This window comes from Peptoniphilus sp., from assembly GCF_034090345.1.
In the GTDB taxonomy this organism is placed as follows: Bacteria; Bacillota; Clostridia; order Tissierellales; family Peptoniphilaceae; genus Peptoniphilus.
This window is the reverse complement of the sequence record NZ_JAXDSS010000014.1, coordinates 16,693-35,921: the sequence shown is the minus strand read 5'-3', so window position 1 is coordinate 35,921 and position 19,229 is coordinate 16,693. Positions and strand designations below refer to the sequence as shown.

At 33.2% G+C, this 19,229-nt stretch carries 23 protein-coding genes and 1 pseudogene; 9 read left to right on the top strand and 15 right to left on the bottom strand.

Annotation, left to right across the window (positions count from 1 at the left end; genetic code table 11):
- The 7 genes and pseudogenes from SOR77_RS01045 to SOR77_RS01015 form a co-directional block, all read right to left on the bottom strand.
- A pseudogene (locus SOR77_RS01045) lies at positions 1-864 on the bottom strand (hypothetical protein); the annotation flags it as partial.
- Positions 864-1,226, bottom strand: a complete 363-nt coding sequence (locus tag SOR77_RS01040) for a hypothetical protein (protein WP_320635358.1) — start codon at positions 1,224-1,226, stop codon at positions 864-866. The pseudogene SOR77_RS01045 and the gene SOR77_RS01040, both read right to left, overlap by 1 nt.
- Positions 1,226-4,453, bottom strand: a complete 3,228-nt coding sequence (locus SOR77_RS01035; RefSeq protein WP_320635357.1) for a phage tail tape measure protein — start codon at positions 4,451-4,453, stop codon at positions 1,226-1,228. The genes SOR77_RS01040 and SOR77_RS01035 overlap by 1 nt, the downstream gene beginning before the upstream one ends.
- An 82-nt stretch (positions 4,454-4,535) precedes the next feature.
- Positions 4,536-4,889: a hypothetical protein gene (locus tag SOR77_RS01030; protein ID WP_102197779.1), complete on the bottom strand. Its 354-nt coding sequence runs from the start codon at positions 4,887-4,889 to the stop codon at positions 4,536-4,538.
- Complete coding sequence (locus SOR77_RS01025) at positions 4,889-5,266, bottom strand: hypothetical protein (RefSeq protein ID WP_102197780.1); 378 nt, start codon at positions 5,264-5,266, stop codon at positions 4,889-4,891. The genes SOR77_RS01030 and SOR77_RS01025 overlap by 1 nt, the downstream gene beginning before the upstream one ends.
- A gap of 77 nt (positions 5,267-5,343) precedes the next feature.
- Positions 5,344-5,508, bottom strand: a complete 165-nt coding sequence (locus tag SOR77_RS01020; RefSeq protein WP_002834868.1) for a hypothetical protein — start codon at positions 5,506-5,508, stop codon at positions 5,344-5,346.
- Positions 5,509-5,525: 17 nt separating this feature from the next.
- The gene (locus tag SOR77_RS01015; RefSeq protein ID WP_320635356.1) at positions 5,526-5,882 is read right to left on the bottom strand and encodes a hypothetical protein; all 357 of its coding nucleotides are present in this window, start codon (positions 5,880-5,882) and stop codon (positions 5,526-5,528) included.
- A 96-nt stretch (positions 5,883-5,978) separates the two neighbouring features.
- On the opposite strand from SOR77_RS01015, the gene SOR77_RS01010 reads away from it, so the two are divergent.
- The 7 genes from SOR77_RS01010 to SOR77_RS00980 all read left to right on the top strand — a co-directional run bounded on the left by SOR77_RS01010 (position 5,979) and on the right by SOR77_RS00980 (position 11,094).
- A complete protein-coding gene (locus SOR77_RS01010; RefSeq protein ID WP_320635355.1) occupies positions 5,979-6,401 on the top strand; it encodes a group II intron maturase-specific domain-containing protein in 423 nt (140 codons plus the stop codon).
- A 133-nt stretch (positions 6,402-6,534) separates the two neighbouring features.
- The gene (locus SOR77_RS01005) at positions 6,535-6,747 is read left to right on the top strand and encodes a helix-turn-helix transcriptional regulator (RefSeq protein WP_040552451.1); all 213 of its coding nucleotides are present in this window, start codon (positions 6,535-6,537) and stop codon (positions 6,745-6,747) included.
- Entirely contained in the window at positions 6,740-7,810 is a 1,071-nt protein-coding gene (locus tag SOR77_RS01000) for a CPBP family intramembrane glutamic endopeptidase (protein WP_004819798.1), read from the top strand. Before SOR77_RS01005 ends, SOR77_RS01000 begins: the two co-directional genes overlap by 8 nt.
- Positions 7,794-8,531 (top strand): DUF3169 family protein, encoded by a 738-nt coding sequence (locus SOR77_RS00995; RefSeq protein WP_320635354.1) that lies wholly within the window; start codon positions 7,794-7,796, stop codon positions 8,529-8,531. Before SOR77_RS01000 ends, SOR77_RS00995 begins: the two co-directional genes overlap by 17 nt.
- Positions 8,532-8,690: 159 nt before the next feature.
- Positions 8,691-9,878, top strand: a complete 1,188-nt coding sequence (locus SOR77_RS00990) for a M20 family metallopeptidase (RefSeq protein ID WP_320635353.1) — start codon at positions 8,691-8,693, stop codon at positions 9,876-9,878.
- Positions 9,875-10,645, top strand: a complete 771-nt coding sequence (locus SOR77_RS00985; RefSeq protein ID WP_320635352.1) for a DUF3100 domain-containing protein — start codon at positions 9,875-9,877, stop codon at positions 10,643-10,645. The genes SOR77_RS00990 and SOR77_RS00985 overlap by 4 nt, the downstream gene beginning before the upstream one ends.
- A complete protein-coding gene (locus SOR77_RS00980; RefSeq protein WP_320635351.1) occupies positions 10,642-11,094 on the top strand; it encodes a DUF340 domain-containing protein in 453 nt (150 codons plus the stop codon). Before SOR77_RS00985 ends, SOR77_RS00980 begins: the two co-directional genes overlap by 4 nt.
- A 32-nt stretch (positions 11,095-11,126) precedes the next feature.
- On the opposite strand, the gene SOR77_RS00975 is transcribed toward SOR77_RS00980, so the two are convergent.
- The 8 genes from SOR77_RS00975 to SOR77_RS00940 all read right to left on the bottom strand — a co-directional run bounded on the left by SOR77_RS00975 (position 11,127) and on the right by SOR77_RS00940 (position 18,133).
- Positions 11,127-11,576 carry a C-GCAxxG-C-C family protein gene (locus SOR77_RS00975; RefSeq protein ID WP_320635350.1) on the bottom strand — a complete coding sequence of 150 codons (450 nt, stop codon included), beginning with the start codon at positions 11,574-11,576 and terminating at the stop codon, positions 11,127-11,129.
- A gap of 2 nt (positions 11,577-11,578) precedes the next feature.
- A complete protein-coding gene (locus SOR77_RS00970) occupies positions 11,579-12,511 on the bottom strand; it encodes a heterodisulfide reductase-related iron-sulfur binding cluster (RefSeq protein WP_320635349.1) in 933 nt (310 codons plus the stop codon).
- 1 nt (position 12,512) lies between these two features.
- A complete protein-coding gene (locus SOR77_RS00965) occupies positions 12,513-13,160 on the bottom strand; it encodes a TIGR04283 family arsenosugar biosynthesis glycosyltransferase (protein WP_320635348.1) in 648 nt (215 codons plus the stop codon).
- Positions 13,132-13,806: a TVP38/TMEM64 family protein gene (locus SOR77_RS00960; protein ID WP_320635347.1), complete on the bottom strand. Its 675-nt coding sequence runs from the start codon at positions 13,804-13,806 to the stop codon at positions 13,132-13,134. The genes SOR77_RS00965 and SOR77_RS00960 overlap by 29 nt, the downstream gene beginning before the upstream one ends.
- Entirely contained in the window at positions 13,781-14,470 is a 690-nt protein-coding gene (locus SOR77_RS00955; RefSeq protein WP_320635346.1) for a TVP38/TMEM64 family protein, read from the bottom strand. The genes SOR77_RS00960 and SOR77_RS00955 overlap by 26 nt, the downstream gene beginning before the upstream one ends.
- 2 nt (positions 14,471-14,472) lie before the next feature.
- Positions 14,473-15,936, bottom strand: coding sequence for a TIGR04282 family arsenosugar biosynthesis glycosyltransferase (locus SOR77_RS00950; RefSeq protein WP_320635345.1), 1,464 nt, complete (start codon positions 15,934-15,936; stop codon positions 14,473-14,475).
- A gap of 46 nt (positions 15,937-15,982) precedes the next feature.
- Positions 15,983-16,720, bottom strand: coding sequence for a rhodanese-like domain-containing protein (locus SOR77_RS00945; protein ID WP_320635344.1), 738 nt, complete (start codon positions 16,718-16,720; stop codon positions 15,983-15,985).
- Between the two features lie 234 nt (positions 16,721-16,954).
- Complete coding sequence (locus tag SOR77_RS00940; RefSeq protein ID WP_320635343.1) at positions 16,955-18,133, bottom strand: carboxylate--amine ligase; 1,179 nt, start codon at positions 18,131-18,133, stop codon at positions 16,955-16,957.
- 110 nt (positions 18,134-18,243) lie between these two features.
- Here SOR77_RS00940 and tpx point away from each other — a divergent pair, with 110 nt between their 5' ends.
- Together tpx and rlmH are read left to right on the top strand one after the other, a co-directional pair.
- On the top strand, positions 18,244-18,747 hold the full coding sequence (gene tpx, locus SOR77_RS00935) for a thiol peroxidase (RefSeq protein ID WP_320635342.1): 504 nt from the start codon (positions 18,244-18,246) through the stop codon (positions 18,745-18,747).
- Positions 18,747-19,223 (top strand): 23S rRNA (pseudouridine(1915)-N(3))-methyltransferase RlmH, encoded by a 477-nt coding sequence (gene rlmH / locus SOR77_RS00930; protein WP_320635341.1) that lies wholly within the window; start codon positions 18,747-18,749, stop codon positions 19,221-19,223. The genes tpx and rlmH overlap by 1 nt, the downstream gene beginning before the upstream one ends.
- Positions 19,224-19,229 lie beyond the last annotated feature (6 nt).

Sequence of the window (19,229 nt, the reverse complement as noted above, 5' to 3'; positions counted from 1 at the left end):
TAATAAACTCTCACACATTCTTTTTCTTTTTTCTGGAAGTCCTAATTGCATTAAAGGATTTATTCCAAGGTTCATAGTTAGACCATCATCGTTTTCTAAAGAGTAGTATTCAGCTATTTTAGTCTTTGCATTTGTTGAGTTAATGGCTGTATATCTTGTCTTAAAATCTGATATTGATGAAGAAAATCTTTCTCTTGTTTTAATTTCAGTTGATATGCTTTCTGCATACTTCTTTAAAACCAACTTACCATCACGAGAAACCCCAGCAAAAGCACCAAGAGTCGATGCTATATAGTGAATAAAGTCCCTGTAAGTTTCTATATCATGGTCTTGATAAATCGCCAAAACTTCCTCACCATTAGCAAAAGCTTTCAAGTCATCTTCTGTCATACCTAGTTCTACTTTGCACTTCTCACATGAAAGACTTAGTAATTCAAAAGCTGTACCAAAGGTATCTGTAACTGGAAAATTCTTATCAAACCTAAGCATATAGTCATAGCCTTTTAGTTCTAAAATCTTCTTAGACCTATTTGCCTCAGTGACATCAAAGATTCCCATTGGTATGGTTTCTATCTTTTTATTCTCTAATTCTTGATGGTAAAAAAGTTCTAATTTGGAATCCTCTAAAGAATACCTATCTATATCTGAAAAAAGACTGATTCCAAACTCTCCAGCATAAACTGTACCCATTTCAAGTTCAGAAGATCCAGAGCATGAACGATGGATATATCCAGACCCTTTAAGAATATCTTTATTGGTAAAGGGAATAGTCGTTTCATCTTTTAAGATGATATTTCCCGTCCAGTAAAATTTACGAGAATTCTTTTTGATTGCTGTTTTATATTCATTGCTTGTTGGATACATCAATATTCCTCCAATGAAAAAGATACTTCCCACAATCCCTTATAAGAAGTATCTTTTATTAGTTTGACTTGAAACTTGTCTATATACATTTGTGTATCTTTTAGTTCCAACGTTTCTGTATCTAAGAATTTAACTTTAAGATTAGACTTATTAGCAAGACCACTCAATATCTTCACAAGCTTAGGACTACATGAAAAACCTACAGAAATACTCGCTACTTTGTTTCTAACAATATCTCTCTGAATAGTACCTGCCTCTGTTTCTCCTCCAGTATCTGCCTCTATATCTCTAAACTCCAAATCATAAGAATTTGGTAGTGGCAGGTCTACTCCTTCAATAATTAAATATGATTGATATTTCATTACCTACCTCCACTCCTTAAATTCTTACGCATAGATGCATTAACAATAACTTCATCAAGGAGTGTGCCTCCAAGATAGACTGGTATGACTATATCTCCAGTATTTTCTGATTTTAAATTAATGTTTGCAAGTGCATCAGATATTTGTTTTCCTATATCAATTTCATTTACAGCAGATTCTTTATCATATCCACCCATACCAATAGCTGATATATTTGGACTTAAAACCATATCGCTTGCTACATTCTTCATAGAAGATTGAACTAATCTCCTGCTCTTTTCAATTCCTTTTGATAAGCCTTGCATGAAGTCTGGCATCCAAGATTCATAATCGGTTAGAGGTCCAACATCTGGAACAGAGAAGTGCAGGTAAGACCTAATAGTTGATGCAACATTAGATACAGCAGATATTACATTACCTATTGCATTTGAAATCCCTCTAGCAATTCCATTAATCATATCTGCTCCCCATGTGTAGGCTTGTGATGCTAGATTTCTAATAAAGTTAACTGCATTATTAAATCCATTTCTAATGCTAGATAAAATATTCGACATACTAGAAGAAATAGCTGATTTCATCGAATTAAAGGCAGATGTGACTGCTGATTTTGCAGAATTCACCGTTGTTGAAATTGTAGATTTGATGCTATTCCAAATATTAGATACTAATGACCTAATTCCATTTAAAACTCCAGATATGAAGGACTTAATAGCATTCCAAATATTCATCACTATAGATTTAATAGCATTTAAAACGGTTTGAATTACTACTTTTATATTATTCCAGGAAGTAGATATAAATGTTCCAATAGCTGTAATTACAGTGGTTAAGAAACCTTTTATCCCATTCCAAATGGTCTCTGCTTTTACCTTTATAGCATCAAGAACTGTTGAAATTAAAGTCTTAATACCTTCCCAAGTAGTCTTTATAAACTCTCCAATTGCTGTAAATACTTCTGTAGTTGTAGTTGATATAGCTGTCCATATATTTGTAAAAGTAGTTTGAATTCCCATCCAGAGGCTTGTAAAGAATTCTCCTAAACTTTGCCATAAACTCTTGGCTCCCTCAATAAAGGTATTCCAAGATTCAGTTAGAAAAGTTGTTATAGATGTCCATATACTGTTCCAAGTTTCTAAGATTCCACTCCATAGATTAGCAAAAAAGTCTTTTACCCCTTTCCAAAGTGCTCTTATGCCTTCTACAAAAGCAGTCCATAGTTCAGAAATAAAAGTCGTAATATTTGTCCAAGCTGTAGACCAAGACTCATATATTCCTTGCCATAGATTTGTAAAGAAATCTTTGATACCGTTCCAAATTCCAGATACTCCTTCAATAAAGCTAGTCCATAAGCTTGATATAGTAGTTGTAATTGAAGTCCATATTGCATTCCATAACTCACTAATTCCATTCCAAAGATTGGCAAAAAACTCTTTAATTCCTCCCCATATTTCCTTACAGGATGATACAATCGAGTTCCATGTATTAACAAGAAATTCTTTTATTGTATCCCAATTTTTTATGATTAAGGGAATAAGAATCGTCGCAATAGCAACGATAGCTGCTACTATTGGATGAGCCATAATAAGTCCACTTAAAGCAGTAAACGCTCCTTTCAAAACACCAAACACTTTAGCAAGTCCAAGCATCGCTGGTGTCGCACCAGTTGTTATTCCCCCAGAAAGAATAGACATAGCGCCTGTCACTGTTCCAATAACCGCTGCTACTTTTGAGATAATAAGCAAGACTGGACCAATGGCAGCAAGAATTCCGGCAAATATTAAAATGAATTTCTGAACTTCTGGAGGTGCATTTGAAATTGCTGTTATAACATCAGTAATCTTTTCTACAAATTTTGTAAGTGCCGGAACAACTAAATCTCCAAAACGAACAGATAGAGTTTCAAGTGCCCCTCCTAGTGCCTCAGTCTTTGATGAAAGATTATCTTGCATCACATCAGCCGTTTCTTTCGCAATTCCACCTGCGTTTTTCATAGATGCTGATATTTTGTCATACTCTTCTTGGCTCATATTAAGAAGTGAAAGTAAACCTGCTTGACCTTCTTTGCCAGCAATTACTGTAGCATAATATGCCTTCTGCTCATCGCTTAAACCAGAGAATGATGTTCTCATTCCTCTTAAGATTTCATCAAGAGACTTAAACGATCCATCTTGATTGGTTATCTTGATACCTAACTCATCCATAGCACCTTGCATATCTTTAGTAGGTTTAATCATATTTGTTAAAGAGTTTTTAAGTGAAGTACCAGCTTGTGAGCCCTTAATACCAGACATGGACATGGCTGTAATTGCAGAAGTTACTTCTTCAATATTAAAGCCCATCGAATTTGAAAGTGGTGCTATATATTTAAAAGACTCGCCTAGGTCATTTATACCTATTGTCCCAGCATTAGCTGCTTGAGTTAATACATCAGCTACTCTTCCAGACTCAGATGCTTTCATATTAAATCCAGATATGGCATCAGCTACAATGGTTGCAACTGAACCAAGATTTTCTCCAGATGCAGCTGACGCATCAAGTACGCCTCCTACACCTGTTAATATATCCTTAGTAGACCATCCTGCCTTTGCCATTTCAGTCATAGCCTCTGTTACCCCACTAGCGCTAAAAGAAGTAGACTCACCAAGTTGAAGAGCTTTTTCTTTAAGTTGAATTAGGTCCTCACCAGTTGCACCTGTTATCGCCTTTACAGAGGACATTCCCTTTTCAAAGTCTGCTGCTGTTTTTAGCCCCAAGGCCCCTACGGCCACAATTGGTGCTGTAACCTTGGTAGTCATTTCTTTTCCAACTTCTCCTGTAACCTTAGATATCTTCATAGAAGAGTCCGAGATGTTCTTAAAGGCTTTACCAGTTTTTGATGCTTGTTGTTCTAGAGATTTCAAGGAGTTTTCAGTTTCAATAATTTCTCTTTGAAGGGCATCATATTGAGCTTGAGAAATATCACCACGAGCAAGAGCTGCATTTGCCTGTTCACTTGCAAGTTTAAGGGACTCTAACTTTTCTTTTGTTTCTTGAATAGATTGAGATAGAAGTTTCTGCTTGTGTGAGATAAGTTCAGTATTTCCTGGATCAAGTTTAAGAAGTTTACTAACATCACGTAATTCTGACTGAGTGTGCTTTATTTCTGTATTTACAGATTTAAGTGCGTCTTGAAGTTTGGTAGTATCCCCACCAATCTCAACAGTTATCCCTTTTATTCTATTTGCCACTTGACCGCCTCCTTCCTAAAAATGGACATGAAAAAAACACCTACTATTTTGTAAGTGCTTTTTGAATTTTCTTTAAACTATTTTATTTTCTGAATAATTTTGATGCAAAAGTTAGTATGTCTCTTGCTGTTTCAAAACTATCTTTCTCAGTATCATTTTGACCGTCATCCCAATGTCTTAGGAAGTCTCTATCAATACGAATACCGTTCTCATCAGAATGAAAAGTATATGTATCTTCTTCATTCACACGATATGTGTCTTCCGAATCAAATGATTTGTAAGATGACCTATATGTCTTAGTCGTTCCATCAAGCTTTTCTCTGTTTTCAACCAGATACTCTAAATCTTCAATTTCATGATCCTTAAACCTACCATTAGCTAAATTAACATATTTGCTTAGTTTCTCTTTTCTTGACTTTTTTTCTTTCTTATCCATTACAAAGTACCTCCCTCACGAAAATTTAATTCATCATTCCAATTTTCCTCAAGTATCTCTTTTAATTTCAGTTTTAAAGATTTAGAAATCTTATACGAATTTATTTTTAACAATATAGATTCCTTAGTTTCACCTTTTTTTACTAATTCTTTAACTACTTGAACAAATATCTTTTCAAATCCATATTCAGAAATAGCTTGAGATATTAGTCCAATTAATCCTAATGTTGCTATTCCTCCTATCATACCAAAAGGGCCAATTGCACACAGGGCTGCTGTGATTGCTGCCGCTCCCACATATCCAGTTGCTCCTATAGCTAACAATAGCACTAATCCAGGAACTCCCAAAGCAACAATTTTTGAAACGATTTTATCCATGAACCTTGCTCCTATAGAAATTCAAATTTATCTTTTATATACTACCCTTATTATACCATGTCTACTCAAGGTTTAAATTAAAACTTATCGAAGTCTTCTTGTGTGGCTACTTCCTTGTATTTATATTCATCGTTATTTTTTTCTGTGAACATATCATTTACAAGTCCAATTGTTAGTAGGGATAAATCAGAAACAGAAAGACCAAGTTCCACTGCCCTTAATAAAAATAAGGGTGTAGTCATTGGTCTTTCTGTTGGTCTTACTTTTTTTTAGGAATTTCTTCCGACTTTATGTTAAGTCCCCATAACTCAATTAGCTGAGGGAGAATTTGATAAATGGAAAAGGTTGAGAAATTATCTAACCATTCTTCTGGACTATCTGGCACAGATTTATCTCCATGTTTTGCCATTACATAGGCTATATTTTCAAATAGTTCTAATGATCCTATATCAAGATTAGATTTATCTTCATCATTTTTCTTCATGGACTTTTCAAGTTCCATCAAGTCTTTAAAGATATCTCTTCCAAATTTAAGTCTATAGATTCTTGGGATAGCTGCTGAGGCACGGAAAACAACATTTTTCCCATCAATTTGAATTTTCTTGGTTAGTGCCATATTTATTTACCGCCAACACTTGCTCTTGAAGGTGCTACTAAATCCAAAGTCACAAAACCAACAAGGCTCAAGTACCTAGGATTTGGATTTGTGAAAATGAATGGGAAATGGGAAGCTAGACCACATAAAGATTCGATAAATAGGTTTAAGAGGAAACTCAAGAAACTAACATATCGTTCGTGGTCAGTATCTATGGACTACAAGATACAAAGACTAAATCAGGTGATAAGAGGGTGGATAAACTATTTTAGGATAGGTAAAATGAAGAAAAATATGACAAAAATAGACGAACATCTTCGAAACCGTATGAGAATAGTCATCTGGAAACAGTGGAAAACCAGTGAGAAAAGGATGTGGGGGTTAAAGAAACTTGGCGTACCCGAATGGATGGCAAGACAATCCGTAGGATTTGCAGACCATTATCAGGCGGTAGCCAAAACAGCGGGACTTCGCAAGATAACAAAAGAAATCCTCGCAAAGCGAGGACTTATTAGTTGTTTAGATTATTATTTGAATTGAACCGCGGAGTGCCGAACGGCACGCTCCGTGGTGTGAGAGGGAGGAGAAATTCCTCCCTACTCGATTGACAAAGATGGTTGTCAAATATATAATTAATGACAATAATAGTTGTCAAATGAAAGGGGAAATAGATATGCCTTTACTAAATAAGTTAAAAGAACTCCGCTCGGCAAAAGGATTAAATCAACAAGATTTGGGTTCTTTGGTCGGAGTTAGTAGGCAGACGATAAGTTTAATTGAAAGAGGAGATTATAATCCGTCGATAACGGTTTGTCTCAAATTGTCAAAAATTTTAGGTGTAAGTGTTGAAGAAATTTTTATTTATGAGGAGGAAATTGATGAATAGAGACATTTTTGAAAATAAGCATTATCAAGATAAGGTTAAAAAACAGTTGAAAATATTTTTTGCAATTGCATTTGGACTCAATTATCTGATGGGTTTGGGAATTTACTATGGCAAGAGCAATGGTGTAGATGTAAATATGTTTCCCGTCTTTCAAATGATGACTCCGGCTTTAGGAGTTATGGTTGCATTTATGTGGACAGATTGGGATAAAGTTCCAAAGTTTTCTTTTGTAATATATACGATAGTCAGTTTTGTGATGGGGGTTTTGAGTATAGCATCTTTATTTGTAAAGAATTTCCCTGTTAATAATGTCATGAATATTACCTTGATAGTAAGCACGATATTATTTTTAATTGGCATAAAAGTAGATAAGAAACAAAAGAGATATTTATTTAGCTTGAATAGAGGAAGTGTGAAGAAGGTAACTTTAATTGTGATTCTATTTTTATGTTTATATTTTTTGAGGATTGCTGTAGCTGTTATTCCAACTGAAGGCATTGATGTTTTCATATCATATTTCACGCTACAGAAATTAATTTTTGCTTTCATATTAGTTCCGAATTTCTTCTTGGTGTTCATACCTTTTTTAGGCGAAGAATATGGATGGAGATATTTTTTGCAGCCGATAATGCAAAAAAGATATGGAATGGTCAAGGGAATTTTATTGCTTGGACTTATTTGGGGAGTGTGGCACTTACCACTTAATCTATTTTATTATTCAGCAGAAAACACAGGATTTTTGAGTTTAGTTAACCAAATAGGAGTTTGCCTTGCGTATAGTATAATGTTTGGGTTTGCATATGCGTATTCAAAATCTATTTGGGCTCCGGTAATGATGCACTATTTTAACAACAACTTGATTTTATTTTTTGCAACTAATTTTGATTCAAGTGTGATTGAAAATCAAGTATACAGTTGGCAAATGGTAGCTATAAATATCGTATCAGTATTGTTAATTTATGGTGGTTTTATATTTAGCAAATACATCAGAAGAGAAGAATTTAGAATTGAGACACCACACGAAAGGTTAGAGGAGGATATTTTAAGTGAAGTCGAAGTTTAAAAGTATTTTAATCTTAATAGGAATAGGACTTATCGGGGGAATATTTGGTTTTATGTCTTCAAGAAACAGTTTGGGATTATTAATTTATGATTTTATTGTAGATTTAGATAAAGCATTATATAGAAACGGATTTAATGTATTGGTAATTTCAATGTTGAGTTTAATTACAGTGTCTTGGGTATTGTATTTTTTAGGAAAGGTGCAAGTAAAGAGGTCTCTTGAAAATGAAGATGAAGTTGTAAAAGATTTTCTATTAGCTATTTCAATGGGAGTTACTGCTTGTATAGTAATATTTGGAATTATATTCTTTGCAAATTTTATGAGAAGTTTTAGTGAAGACTATATAACTAGTAAAGATGTGGTAATAGCTTTGGCAGTTTTTATAATAGGAGTTCTTCAAACATTAGCATTAAATCAATTAATTATTGGATTTATAAAGACATACAATCCTGAAAAGTATGAAAATACACTTGATATAAAATTTGGGAAAAAATATATGGATTCTTTGGACGAAAGAGAACAATTGGAAGCTTACAGAGCGGGTTTTAAAACTTATAAAGCACTCACATATATTATATTTTTATTTGTTTTAATAACAGGTCTTGTGTGTATGGAGACAAATGCAAATGCAATACCTATGTTTTTATTTGGAATACTATTTGCTATAGGAATGATTATTTATATTTACAATGCAATAGTCGGTGAAAAATATAAAAAATAAAAGATGTTATTAGGATAAACCCTGAGGTCTAAAATTTGGACTAAAGGGTTTTAATATTTTTGGAATGGCTTATAAATTGAAAGAATAGACAATTAAAATTTGAAAAAATCTTTACTAATCGGATTAAAGTGATATACTACTTCGAAAGGAGGAATTAAGATGGACAGTTTAAAACTTGCAAGAGAAAATGAAAGTTATGCTATCAAAGTTAGAAGAGAGTTGCACAAGATTCCTGAGCTTGAACTCGAGCTTCCTAAGACTGTAGAGTTTATAACTAGTAGACTTAAAGAATTGGGTGTTGAATATAAGTTGCTTGTAAATGGAAATGCTATTGTGGCGATAGTTGAAGCGAATGACACCAATGGTCCTTGTATTGCAATTCGAGCAGATATGGATGCTTTGCCAATTAAAGAGGAGACAGGGATTGAATTTGCATCAACTCATGAGGGAAGGATGCACGCTTGTGGGCATGACGGACATTCTGCCATGGTGCTTACAACTCTTAAAATTTTATCTGAAAATAAAGATTCTTTTAAAGGAAAAGTAAAATTTTTATTTCAACCGGGAGAGGAAATTCCGGGAGGAGCTAAACCGATGATTGATGAGGGGGCTCTTGTAGACCCAAAAGTAGATTATATTATTGGACTTCACGAAGGTGGACTTGTAAAGGGAATGGACAGGGGAGCTATTTATTTTAAAGAGGGTTCTATGATGGCCTCAATGGATAAATTTACTATAAAGGTGAAAGGTAAAGGCGGACATGGAGCAAATCCTCAAGATACGATAGACCCGGTTGTAATTTCAGCTGAAATAATATTGGCGGTTCAAAAGATAATATCTCGTGAGATAGCACCTACTTCATCTGCACTTATATCAATTTGTCAAATAAATGGAGGAAGCAGCCAAAATATCATACCTGACGAAGTAGTGCTTGTTGGAACGGCGAGAACTTTAAATGAAAAGGACAGAGACACTGTAGAGAGTAGATTAACGGCAATATGCCAAGGAGTTGCCAGAACTCATGGCGGAGATGCTGAAGTGGATTACAACAGAATGTATCCTGTGCTTGTAAATGACCCTGAGGTAACTAAGTTAGTAAAAGGTGTAGCAATGGAACTCTTCCCGGAAGATGTTAGAGAACTTAAAACTGCAAATATGGGTGGAGAAGATATGGCATTTTTCTTACAAAAAGTACCGGGATGTTATTTCTTCATGTCAAATTTAAAAGAGGTTGATGGAAAGATATATCCTCACCACAATTCTAAGTTTGATGTTGATGAAACTGAGTTTCACAAGGGAATTGCAATATTTTTAGATACAATTAAAAAATTAGGGGAGATTAAATGAAAAATATAAAACTACATTTGATAGCTCTTGTGATAGTAATTATTGCAGAGTTAATAGGGAAACATTCATTCGATATAGGAATAGGTAAAGTTGTACTATTGCCGATGCTGTTTGCATTGATTATAGGAGTACTTACTACACCAAAGTTTTTAAAGATTTCATCAGAAAAAGAAATGGTGGATGCGGGCTCTCTAATTGCATTCACACTTATGCTTTTGATGGCTAAGTATGGAACTACTATAGGACCTACTATTTCAGTTATTGTAAAATCATCCCCGGCACTTATACTACAAGAATTTGGAAATTTAGGAACAGTGTTATTAGGAGTTCCTCTTGGAATAGCTCTAGGGTTAAATAGAGAAGTCATAGGAGGAGCTCATTCGATAGCAAGAGAACCAAACATAGCTGTAGTTTCTGAAAAATATGGTCTGGATTCAGAAGAAGGTAGGGGAGTTTTAGGAGTTTATATAGTTGGAACAGTTTTTGGAACTATTCTTATCGGACTGCTTGCAGGGGTACTTGCAACTTCAACACCACTTCACCCTTATGCACTTGCAATGGCAAGTGGTGTTGGAAGTGCATCAATGATGACAGCTTCAGTTGGTACTCTTGTTGAATTATATCCTGATATGGAGCAGATGATAACAGCTTTTGGAGCTTCATCAAATTTACTTTCAGGACTTGATGGAGTTTATATGTCTGTATTCATAGCCTTGCCTTTAGCGGAAAAACTGTATGCAAAACTTAAAAGGGGGAATAATAAATGAAATTAAAACTTAGGGAAGCAATAATCGTCCTTTTAATTACAGGAGCTTTAACTGTTGTAGGCAATCTGGTTGGACTTGGAACCGGTCCGATGAAATCCATACCGGGAGTTTTGATATTAGTTTTATTCTCAATTGTTGGCATTGGACTTGCAGAAATTATTCCGGTTAAAATTCCGGCAGTTGCATATATAGTTACAATAGCTACAATTTTTACAATTCCCGGAGTTCCTTTCTCAGAAATTGTATCAGAACACACTGCAAATGTTGATTTCTTATCTCTCTGTACACCAATACTTGCATATGCAGGGATCTACACAGGAAAAGATATAGATCAACTTAAAAAGACAGGACCTAAGATAATAGTCCTTGCGATAGTTGTAATGCTTGGAACATACTTGGGTTCAGCAATTATAGCTCAAGGTATTTTAAAATTATTGGGACAAATTTAATTACATTAAGACACCCCTATAACTGTGTCTCTTCATTTTTGGGCAAGAGTATACAGTTCAGGGGTGTTAAATTTTTCTAAGATTTTTATTGATGTAAAGATTGCATTGGGACATACTTTTTCAAGCAGACCTTGATTTATGATTTTTTCAAGACCACCTTTTGTGGAGATATCTTCTCCAAGCAAATCTCTACAAAGTGTTGAATTGCAATTTTCTTTAAAAAGTTTATTAAACTTATTTACCTTCTCTTCCATTATTTGACGGTGTTCAGGTTTATCTGAGCCGTATTTTAATCCCAATACCATATATGCACCACACACAGCGCCGCAAGTTGTGCCTTGGAATTGTCCACTTTCAAAAGCTTCGGCAATTCTTTTTGCAGCGAGATGGTCTAGGTTAAATTCTTCGGCAAAGTAGCACAAGACACTTTGACTACAATTGTATCCGTTGGTTAAAAATTTCATAACTAATTCTCTATTCATATTTATCTCCTGGAGTCTTTAAATTTAAAATACAGACTGTTTTTTAATGTATTTGATGACGGTTCTTCACATGCACCTAAAATTTCAGACAAAATATTTTTTATATTTGAAATTCCATATTTGTCAAAAGCGTGAGAGCAAGAAGAGCAGTAAGTATATATACAACTTTTCTCTTTAGCTAAAATTTGTGACTTTATTTCATTTCCAATATCTTTATTTTTGGACAAAACTCCACCGCCCAAACCACAACAGTTTATATCAGAGAAAGAGTCTTGGTATGAATGTAAGAAAGGCTTTATATATTTAAAAATTTCTAGGTTGTACTTATCTGAACATGGAAAGAATATGTCAGCAGATTCCATAATAGTTGAGCCGATATTTTCTTGTTTTAAAAATTCATACACACTTATAACTTCAATTGATAGGTTATCTTTTAAAGTATGGTAGCAATTTGGACATAGACATATTAATTTTTCAGTACCTTTTAATTTTAATAAATCATCAAGCTTTGAAGTTGGTGCAACTCCGTTTTCATAGAGCGGTTTTCTGCAACATTCAACTGAAAAATCTATGTCTTTATCCCTGCAGATGGATATTAATTTTTCACAAGTCTCAGGATAGTATTTAGGATAGTTACAACCTAAAAATAAGAGAGTTTTACTTTTTTTATCTGAGTTGTTGTTGAATATATAAGGGTCTTTTGAGAGAGCTATTAAAAATTTATTTTTTGATTTAGATTTAAATTTCTTTGTGATTTCAGCTCCCGACAAATCTTTAGGACAATAGTGCCTACACGAATCACACATAAAGCACTCATTTTTTAGATCTTCTCTTGAAGTATAATCTTTTAAATTCAGGTTGTATTTAGTTAAAAAACTACAGTGTTTTGTACACAGATTACAGTTTATGCACTCTCTTTTAGCTTTTTCAATCATTTCAATACCTCCTATAAATTTCGTCTATATCATGTGATTTTCGATATTTATATTGTAGTAATTGCATTTTTAGTACAGTCTTCCAAATTCCATTATCTTCAAATCTTCTTGCAGAAGTGGTTATTGGAAGAGGCGAAAGATAGAATTTCTTTCCTAATTTTTTCAAATCAATTGACAGTTGATAGTCTTCCATTAGAGGTATTGGAGCATATCCTCCAATTTTTTTAAACAAATCTCGTCTTATAAATATTCCCTGATCGCCAAAGGCTATATTTCTAAATTTAACTCTTAGAGAGCTATTGAATGCGATCATTGACATTTGCCATTTGGGAGAGTCAAATGCAAGGGTAAAGCACCCTACATCTGAGTTTGAATTTTCTATCGCCAAGATTGAATCTGCATGAATTTTAGAATCGGCGTGTAGAAACCAAAGATAATCACCTTTAGAATATTTTACAGCTGAATTCATTTGGTTACTCCGATATTTAGATTCTTGTATTTTGGGAAAGTAAATTTTTTCATAAGTGTTATCGGTGCTGAATCCATCCGAAAAAATAACTTCAAAGTCACCTTTAAGTGTTTCTAATTGTTTTTGAAATTCTTCGATTTTTAAAGATTCGTTATATGTTGGAATTATTATCGAAATCATCATTGCCTCTGTTTATATAAATTTTTGCAAAGATTGTAGAAACCAATATAAGCGCTATTAACAAGAAGATTGAAACAATAAATTCACTACTATTTGTGTTGAGTGATTTATCTCCGGTGTTTAAAAATACGAGCATACCCGGAATTATTCCCAAGATAGTTGTGATGATGTAGTTTAGATAGCTTATCTTTGTGAAGCCCGCCACATAGTTTATCAAGTTGTAAGAAACTAGGGGGACTAATCTGAGAATGAAAAATAGGTAAAAAAGAGATTTTTGCTCAGAGTGTAGGAGACGTTTTTTTAAATTAGTTTGTATTTTTAAAATTAGTTTTTCAAAGAAATCTTGTCCTAAAAATCTGCCCAAATAAAACATAATTGTACTGTTTAAGATACACCCAATCATTGTGTAGATAAATCCTTTCCAAATTCCAAATAAAATTCCTGCAACTAATACAAAAATTGGAACTGGAAAAAAGAAGATAGGGAGTATTGTGTAGAGTAATATGTAAACAATTGGAGCTGAGTTTCCAAATTCATTCACCCAATTTCTCAGTGACTCAAACGAAGCTATCTTTATAATGAAAATTGAGCCTATTAGAATTAATAGGCTGATTATTATTTTAGTTAGATTTTTTAAGTTTTTCATTGTACATACTCTTTGCTACAAAAATTGCTATACTTATTGCAAATAATATTAAAAGTCCCGTCATCATTGCCTTAGCACCACCGGTTAAAGTTCCACCAACGTATGAGTAAACTATAGTTGCCGGCAATTGGCCTATTCCGGTTGCAATAAAGAACGGCCAAAATTTCATAGATGTAAGACCGGCTGCGTAACTTACAATGTCAAAAGATACAAACGGAAGTAGTCTTGCAATTAAAATTACATATTTGTCATATCTTGCAAAGAAGTCATCAACTGATTTTAAGGCTGTTTTGGAAATTAGTTTTTCAACAAAATCACGTCCTAAAATCTTTGCTATGTAGAAACACATTGCAGCGCCTACCATAGCGGAACTCCAAGATAGAATTGCACCTTTGATCCAACCGAATATGGCTGCGTTTGAAAGTGTAATTAAAAAAGCGGGGATGGGACTTATGATAGATTGTAAAATCATAAGTAAGAAAGATACTGCAGCTGCGTATTTTCCATAGCCTCTTATATATTCTATTACTCCATCAACTCCCATTGTTGAAAGTATTTTGATTGCATCGTTAACTGATTGGTTTACACTTGGTACAAGCAGGTATACTACTAAAAACAGTAGTAGTGTTAAAATTAAAAATATTTTAGGTGTATGTTTTTTCATATTTAAACCTCATAAAATCTTTTATGTAACATTTTCAAATAATCTTCGCTTAAAAATTTATTAATTTTTTCATAGGTATCTTGATTAGAAAGTATTCTTTCTGAAGCTTCGTATTCAACTTTTGCCATACTGCACCAAGTTATGCCGCGCAAGACATTAAAGGCAAAATATTTTTTTAGTTTTTGTCTATTTATTTTACGATACTTTTCATATTTATATATAAATTTTTCGATTTCAGAATCAGAAAGAATTTTATCTGTCTTCCAATTTGTAGTAGTGGGAACCAAGAAGTGAGCCAAATCCTGTTCAGCTTCACCGATTAGAGGTTTCTCCCAATCTATTATGTAAGAATTATCTCCGTTGATTATGAAATTTCTGTTGTTTAGTTCGGTGTTTATAATGCAAGGGTTTGAAATGTTATCTTGAATGTCAAGTTCTTTTACATAGTCAAAAAAATGCTCTACATATTTTCCAATTGAATTATTATAAATTTTAGAATTTTTATAAACTGAATACATTTCAAAACATTCTTCAAACATAGCCTTAAAAGGTTGTTCAACGCGAATTAAGTCTGTATCTTTAAATTCGAGGTTGTGTACTCTTGAAAGTAGATATGCAGCAATAGACATATCTGTGTCATAGTTGAGTGGACGACCTACTAAATAGTCCATAACTAAAAACCCCTTGCGAATGTAAGTTGAATTCTTTTTTAAGTAATGTGGCTTTGGAGTTACACCTGATGACTCAAGTGTTTTGAGGGCATTGTATTCGTATGTAATTTGCTCATCTCCAAGGTGCAGTTGACTTCCCAAGTTAATTCGACATACAAAATTTTTATTAAATCTATAGTTTAAGTTATATTCTCCGCTTCCAAGAATCTCAACATCTTTTGTTTGTAGTTCTTCTTTTATTAAATCTATAATTTCATCAATATCTCTCACTGTATCAAGCCTTTCAATTGAAATATCAAGCGCAGTTGCTTTTTGTAAAGTTTTTTCAAAGACATCTGATTGGCTGTAGACTATGTTAGAAAATAAATCTAAAGGTTTTCTAAGTCCTATTAAACCATAGCCACCATCTTCTGCAGGTGCGATAACACAATCTGAATTATTTAGTCCTGAGAAGGCACTTTCAATTAATTTTAAAGTTATTCCTCTCAGGTCAGAACCCAAGAGGATAACTTGGTCATTTGAATTTAATTCAGCTTTTAAAGCGTTAAACATTCTATCCCCCAAATTTTCTCCTCTTTGAGGGATTTTTTCATAATCTATAAAGTTTAGGTTTTCGATATCTCCTGAAAAGTATACGACAAATTCATAACCTGATTTTTCAAGCACTTTTAAGTTATCCTTTATTAAAAATACAGATAGTTCATATCTATCTTTTGCAGATAGAAAATTTTTCAGTCTTGATTTGCCATAATTGAGAGCAGGAGCTTTTGTAAAAAAAATAATTTTTCTCTTCATAGTATAAAGTGTAGAGGTTATTTAAATTTTATACAAGAATTTAAAATTATTTTTCAAGAGTAAATTCAAATTCTTTAGTTCCGTCAAGAGAGTTCTTAACATCTTTGTAACCGTTTTTAACTAAAGTTTCAGCAGCAACTGTTGATTTATTTCCCGAATAGCAATAAGTTACAACTCCCTTATCCATTGGGATTTCTGATAAAGCTGCTTCGATACCATCAACAGGAATGTTTATAGCGCCTTTTAAATGACCGGCTTCGTAATCCTTAGCATCTCTAACGTCAATGATAGTGTTGCTAGCATCATTTTCATCAGCTATAGCTTGAAGTTCAGAACCAAATATATTTTCTATTTGAGACATGGTAGTATATTCGAAATCTTTAACTCCTTGAGCGTTGTATACACTGTTGAAACCGTTAGCAACTAAGATATCAGCAGCTTTTGCACTCTTCTTACCTGAGTTACAAATAGTTACTACATTTTTATCTTTGAAATCTGCAATTCTATCAAGGTTATCTTCGAATGTTTCTACATCCATATTGATAGCAAATTTAACGTGTCCGGCGTCATATTCTTCTTTATTTCTCACATCGATAACAAGATAATTTTCTTTTGCTTTCTTATCCTCCATAATCTTGTCAAGTTCAGTACCTTCCATAGTTTGAACTGTGGCAGTTTTTTCAGCAGCGTCTTCAGTTTTAGGTTGGTTTTTAGCACAACCAACAACGAATAGTGTAAGAGTTGCAATTATAGCAACTAATGATAAATACTTTTTCAATGTCATTCCTCCAAAATTAGGACAACATTTAAAAGTGCTTGATAATTAGAACTAACAAATATTATAGCACAATAAATTAAAAATTCCTCAAAACCACTCGGTTTATATAAATTTTTATCAATATATTTTGAAAATAATAAAATTAAAAAATGAGATTTAATGAAATCATAAATATTCAAAAAATAAGCAATAAAAAATAGGTAATATGAGAGATTAGATTTCTTTCATATTACCTAACTGCTATTTAAACATTCTTTTTAATTTACTGCTTATTGTCCACTTGAAGAAAGTCCAGCCCGGTCCGATATCGTCACTTGCCCAAGTTGAGCTGACTTTTTTGAATCTGTAATCTGAAATGATTTTGCCCCAAGTCATTTGACCTGTACTTAAATATCTCTTGATTGCAGGAATATCTTCATATTTATATTTCCAGTGAGTTTCTGTATTTTCTCTGATTTGTGCACCGGATACTTTTTCGCCCAAAGAATCTAAGAAGTACATCATAGGTGAGTTGAAACCAAGCTGACAAAGCATTTCTGTAAAGTTTATAAATCTTACGTTTACTTCAACTAAGTATATCTTGTTATTTCTTTCATCTCTCTTAAGTTCAACTTCTGCAAAGCCTCTGTAGTTTACACTCTTGAAAAGAGGGGAGCATAAATCGTATAACTCTGGAATATATTCTTGCTTAGCATAAGTGCTTGCTCCAAAGTTTATTGGCCATTGTCGGATTTTTGATGTAGTTAGAAATGCCTTTACTTCGTTGTCTTGCATATACATATCAAATGAATAACAATTGCTTTCAGGGCCCTTAACGATACGTTGTACAAAGACATCTTGATTATCTCGTTTACAAATTTCAATTTTTTCTCTAAGCTCTGCCTCTGAATTTATAAAGAACATTTTTTCCCTGTATAAATTTACAAAAGGCATTGAATCACGAGGTTTTAAAACGCAAGGATATCCAAGCTCTTCGGTTGCTCTTGAGTATAGATTAGGGTCGTTCATTGGAATTATCTCCGGAGTTGGAATATTTAATGGTTCAGTATATTTTAAAAGACTTTCTTTATCCATTAACTCTGCAAGTAAACCCTTTTGGTCATTTGGCCATAGATAGTATTCTTTAAGTACATCAAAGTTGTTCTCCATAAACTCAACATATAAGTCGGCAGTTGGAAATAGAACCGGTTTAGCACTTTGTTTTTTTGAGTAATCTATTAAAAATTCAACAAGATTTTTTTCATCATTTTTGTAGTGAGGAGCAATAAGTCTTTCGTTTACATATTTAGAAACACCATAGTGTGATGGTTCGTAGTCTACGGTAGTGACTTGAACTTCATTTCGGCCTAAATTTCTAACAACAGCAAGACCTATGTAATAATTGGTTCCTAAAACTACTGCTTTGTGTTTATATTTCATAAGACACCTCCAGTTAATTAATGATAATTATACCATAAATTATTTTAAATATTATGAGTGTATGAAATATAAAATGGATATAAATATAAAAAAATAAGGGGGAATTGAAATTGAATATAAAATTTAATGGACAACCATTGACATTAGTTGGAAAAGAAATAAGAGTTGGAGATAAGGCACCTGAATTTAAATCTGTAAATCCTGACCTTTCTGAATTCAACTCGGAAGATTTAAAGGGAAAGATTGTAGTTTATTCAGTTGCACCATCTATTGATACAGGAGTTTGTGCAATTCAAGCGAGAACATTTAACGAAAAGGCAACTCAACTTTCAGATGATGTTGTAATTTATACTGTAACAGTTGACCTTCCATTTGCACAAGGTAGATTCTGTGCTGCTGAAGGAATTGAAAATGCTAAAATTATTTCAGACTACAAAGACCGTGAATTTGGAGAAAAATATGGTTTCTTGATTGATGAATTAAAACTTCTGTCAAGAGGCGTTGTTGTAGTAGACAGAGAAGGCATTGTAAAGTATGTTGAATATGTTGAGGAAGTTACTAATGAAGTAAACTTTGATGCAGCATTGAAAGCAGTAGAAGAGTTAAACGCATAATGAATATAAATATCTTAGCTGTCGGGAAAGTTAAGGAAAAATATATATTAATGGGAATAGAGGAGTTTGCCAAGAGGTTGACTCCTCATTGCAATATCAAAATTATAGAAGTTCCTGACGAATCGGCTCCGGAAAAATTATCAGAAAGTGAAGAACAGAGAGTTAAACGAAAAGAAGGAGAGAAACTTTTAAAATACGTATCAAACTCGGATTACACCATAGCTTTAGATTTAAAGGGAAAGACTTTAAGTTCAGAAGAATTTGCTGAAAAGATTTCAGATATAACAATGCAAGCTTCGACAATTAATTTTATAATAGGAGGTTCTTTGGGCTTGTCACCTGAAGTTTTAAATGCTTGCCAATATAAATTGTCTTTTTCTAAAATGACATTTCCGCACCAACTCATGAGATTAATTTTAATAGAGCAAATATATAGAGGTTTTAGAATTATAAACGGATATCCATATCACAAATAAGAGGAG